Here is a 3,810-nt window from a genome sequence, read left to right on the forward strand (position 1 = left end):
GGCTTGATTATTGTTTGCAACTACAAGTTAGCAATCAGATTTCTCTCTTTACCACTACTACTGCACCGCTGCTTACTAGTTTAAGCGATAAGCAAATTTCTCCAGATATTAAAAGAAATTCATTAACTTTACCTGCAAAAAGTATCTTAGATAAAAGTGAATTTATCTATCCACTTTCATCAACAAGTCAACAACAATACGATCGACTCTGGCAAGAAATTCGGAGTGTGCCAATTAGCTTAAAATAAAAAATGTGCTTGAGATTAACCTCAAGCACAAATATATTTAACATGAATAAATCGAGCACTCGTTTGCATAGGTACGGTCGGTAAGCGCATCTAGCCGTTGAGAGCTTCTGCACCCCCAACAACCTCCAGAATCTCTTGAGTAATTGCGGCTTGACGGGCTTTGTTATAACTGAGTGTCAGCGAACCAATCAGTTGTTTGGCATTATCACTGGCATTATTCATTGCCGTCATCCGAGCGGCTAATTCGCTAGCTGCGGATTCTTGCAGGGCGCGGAGCAGTTGATTATTTAGGTAAAGCGGTAAGAGTGCATCTAGGATTTGATTGGGATCTTGCTCGAAAATCGTATCGCTGGGTAGCGGTTGTACCGATGTGTCCAGTTTGTCACGCTCGACGCTAAAATTACCAGCGCGACTAGTCAACCGGAAAACTTCATCATCGGGCACTTCCAAGCCTTGTGGTGTCAATGGTAACAATGTTTGGACTACCGGACGGGAAGCAATCAGCGAGACGAACTTAGTATAAACTAGCTCTACTCTGTCCACACCTTCAGACAAGAACAACGATAGCAATTCATCAGCGATTTTACCAGCTTCAACAGCCGTAGGAATTTGTTCTAATCCCGTATAATCTGCACTGATGGGTTGATTGCGACGTTGGAAATACTGAGTAGCTTTCCGTCCAACTGTCACAAATTTATAATCCAAACCCTGAGATTTAAGTTCTTTAGCGCGTAGTTCGGCTTTTTTAATAATCGAACTATTATAACCACCGCAGAGACCGCGATCGCCAGTAACTACCAAAATACCAACACATTTAGCTTCGCGCTGTTGGAGGAATGGTGAAGTCGCATCAGCAAATGTTAAGCGACTTTTGAGGCTGTATAAAACTTGTGCCAATCGGTCGGCAAAAGGACGGGTCGCAACTACCTGTTGCTGTGCCCGTCTCACTTTAGCTGCGGCGACGAGGCGCATGGCTTCGGTAATTTTTTTAGTATTCTTAACCGATTGAATCTGATCCCGAATAAGTTTTAAGTTAGCCATATTTTATAGTAGTTAGTAGTTGTATATTTTCGGTGCTTATTTAGGAAAGGGAATAGGAGATAGGGGATAGTGACTTTAATTCATAAGAACGGTATCCACTATAGTTTTAATATAATTTTTATGAAAAAAGGGATCGAGGTTAACGGACTAGGTTTAGAAGATGTGTAAGTAGATGTTTTGTGCAGATCGTAGTCTATGCTCTGAAACACCCACTCACACTTCCCTATTCCCTATTCCCTATCCCCTATCCCCTAAGATTCTACGCTGTGGCTAAGAAGGACTTCTTGCATTCAACTAGTGCGGCTTTGAGAAGCGCTTCAGCTTCATCAGTTAGCTGCATTTTGTTGTCTTTGATGGTTTGAGCGTACTCAGGTTTGCTGTTTTTCAGGTAGTCTTTGAGTGCAGCGGTGTAACCAGTTACTTTGTTGACGGCGATGTCATCGAGATAGCCGTTTAAGCCCGCATATACTAGTGCGACCTGTTCGGGCACAGATAATGGCGAGTACTGAGGCTGTTTGAGAATTTCGCGGAGACGCGCACCACGAGCGAGTTGATTCTGGGTCGCTTGGTCGAGGTCGGAGGCGAATTGAGCGAAGGCTTGGAGGTCATCAAACTGGGCGAGTTCGAGCTTGAGTTTACCAGCAACCTTTTTCATCGCTTTGGTCTGAGCGGCGGAACCGACGCGGGATACCGAAATACCAGCGTTGATTGCGGGGCGGAGACCAGAGTTGAACAAGTCGGACGAGAGGAAGATCTGACCGTCGGTAATCGAAATTACGTTGGTCGGGATGTAAGCCGATACGTCACTACCTTGAGTTTCAATTACTGGGAGGGCGGTCATACTACCGCCACCGAGTTCGTCGCTGAGTTTGGCAGCGCGTTCGAGTAAGCGGGAGTGAATGTAGAATACGTCGCCAGGATATGCTTCGCGTCCGGGTGGGCGACGGAGCAAGAGGGACATCTGACGGTATGCTTGAGCTTGTTTGGACAAGTCATCATAAATAATCAGGGTCGCTTTACCTTGGTACATAAAGTACTCAGCAATGGCGGCACCAGTGTAAGGTGCGAAGTATTGGAGGGTCGCAGGATCGTTCGCATTTGCCGCTACAACGACCGTGTAGGCCATCGCGCCAGCTTCTTCGAGGACGTTGACGATATTCGCGACAGTCGAGGCTTTCTGCCCGATCGCGACGTATACGCACACGACATCTTCTTCTTTCTGGTTGATAATGGTATCGATCGCGATCGAAGTTTTACCAGTCTGTCTGTCACCGATAATCAGTTCCCGCTGTCCGCGACCGACGGGAATCATCGCGTCAATTGCGGTGATCCCGGTCTGCATGGGTTCGTACACCGACCGACGTTCGATAATACCCGGAGCCATGAATTCAATCAGGCGGGTGGTGGTAGTAGCGATGTCGCCTTTCCCATCGATAGGACGTGCTAAGGCATCGACGACGCGACCGATAATTGCTTCGCCGACGGGAATCTGGGCGATCTTACCAGTTGCTTTAACTGCACTGCCTTCTTGAATATTCCGACCGTTGCTCATCAGTACCACACCGACGTTATCGGCTTCCAGGTTGAGAGCTAGACCGACACTCGCGTCTTCAAATTCGACGAGTTCCCCAGACATGACTTTATCCAAGCCATAAACGCGGGCAATACCGTCGCCAACTTGGAGTACGGTACCCACGTTGGAGGATTTAACGTCTTGGGTGTACTGTTCGATTTGCTGGCGAATAATGCTACTAATTTCGTCGGGTCTGATACTAATCATAATTATTTATTTACTGATGTTTTCTAATAGGTATTAGGCTTTAGGTATTAGGCTTTAGGTGTTAGGCTTTGGGTTTTTACTAATTAGTCAAATCTCTATTCCCTATTCCCTATCCCCTATCCCCTGATTAAGCAATGCTCAGACCCAAGCGACGAATTTCGGCACGTAAGCTGGAGTCGATGACTTGAGAACCGACTTTAATAATTACCCCACCGATAATTTCTGGATCGATATTGGTAACTATTTCGACACTGTTCGATCCAGTCATGCCCTGAACTCTGTCGCGGACGGATTGGATTTGAGCGTCACTCAGGGCGACTGCACTCGTGACTTCTGCCAAAATGATGCCTTTGAGATCGCGCACCATCGCTTGATAACGCTTGCAAATTCCGGCTAAGTAGCCAATTCGCCGCCGCTCGACGAGGATCGCCAAGAAGTTGGACATCAATGGGTGAATTTGGTCGGTCACTATCTTCGCTAAAATTGCTTTTTTATCAGCCATTTTCACGATCGGATTTGCCAAGATTAGATTGAGTTCTGGTGACTCATCTAGCAATTCTAATAGGTCCTTACAATTGCCCGCAAATTCATCGACCAAACTTTGAGATTGAGCGAGGGACATGAGCGCGTCCGCATAGGGATTGAGCACTACACTACCGATGGCACTATCTTTCATTATTTACCTCCTACCAAGGCGATACTCCGATCGACCAAATCGGCTTGAGCGGAGTCGGTGAGCAG

3 protein-coding genes and 1 pseudogene are annotated in these 3,810 nt (G+C 46.6%); 1 reads left to right on the top strand and 3 read right to left on the bottom strand.

Features of this window, described 5'->3' with window-relative positions; all coding sequences use genetic code 11:
- A pseudogene (locus RMO35_RS18010) lies at nucleotides 1-248 on the top strand (polyamine ABC transporter substrate-binding protein); the annotation flags it as partial.
- A gap of 90 nt (nucleotides 249-338) precedes the next feature.
- Here RMO35_RS18010 and RMO35_RS18015 read toward each other — a convergent pair.
- The 3 genes from RMO35_RS18015 to atpH all read right to left on the bottom strand — a co-directional run bounded on the left by RMO35_RS18015 (nucleotide 339) and on the right by atpH (nucleotide 3,745).
- Nucleotides 339-1,289, bottom strand: a complete 951-nt coding sequence (locus RMO35_RS18015) for a F0F1 ATP synthase subunit gamma (protein ID WP_309742814.1) — start codon at nucleotides 1,287-1,289, stop codon at nucleotides 339-341.
- Between the two features lie 259 nt (nucleotides 1,290-1,548).
- Complete coding sequence (atpA, locus tag RMO35_RS18020; RefSeq protein WP_309742816.1) at nucleotides 1,549-3,069, bottom strand: F0F1 ATP synthase subunit alpha; 1,521 nt, start codon at nucleotides 3,067-3,069, stop codon at nucleotides 1,549-1,551.
- Between the two features lie 127 nt (nucleotides 3,070-3,196).
- Entirely contained in the window at nucleotides 3,197-3,745 is a 549-nt protein-coding gene (gene atpH, locus RMO35_RS18025) for an ATP synthase F1 subunit delta (RefSeq protein ID WP_309742818.1), read from the bottom strand.
- Between the last annotated feature and the right edge of the window lie 65 nt (nucleotides 3,746-3,810).

It is taken from the genome of Chamaesiphon sp. OTE_20_metabat_361 (genome assembly GCF_031364565.1).

Excerpts from the sequence above, each read along its gene's own strand:
- atpA (WP_309742816.1), bottom strand. The coding sequence starts at position 3,069 with ATGATTAGTATCAGACCCGACGAAATTAGTAGCATTATTCGCCAGCAA.
- RMO35_RS18015 (WP_309742814.1), bottom strand. The coding sequence starts at position 1,289 with ATGGCTAACTTAAAACTTATTCGGGATCAGATTCAATCGGTTAAGAAT.
- atpH (WP_309742818.1), bottom strand. The coding sequence starts at position 3,745 with ATGAAAGATAGTGCCATCGGTAGTGTAGTGCTCAATCCCTATGCGGAC.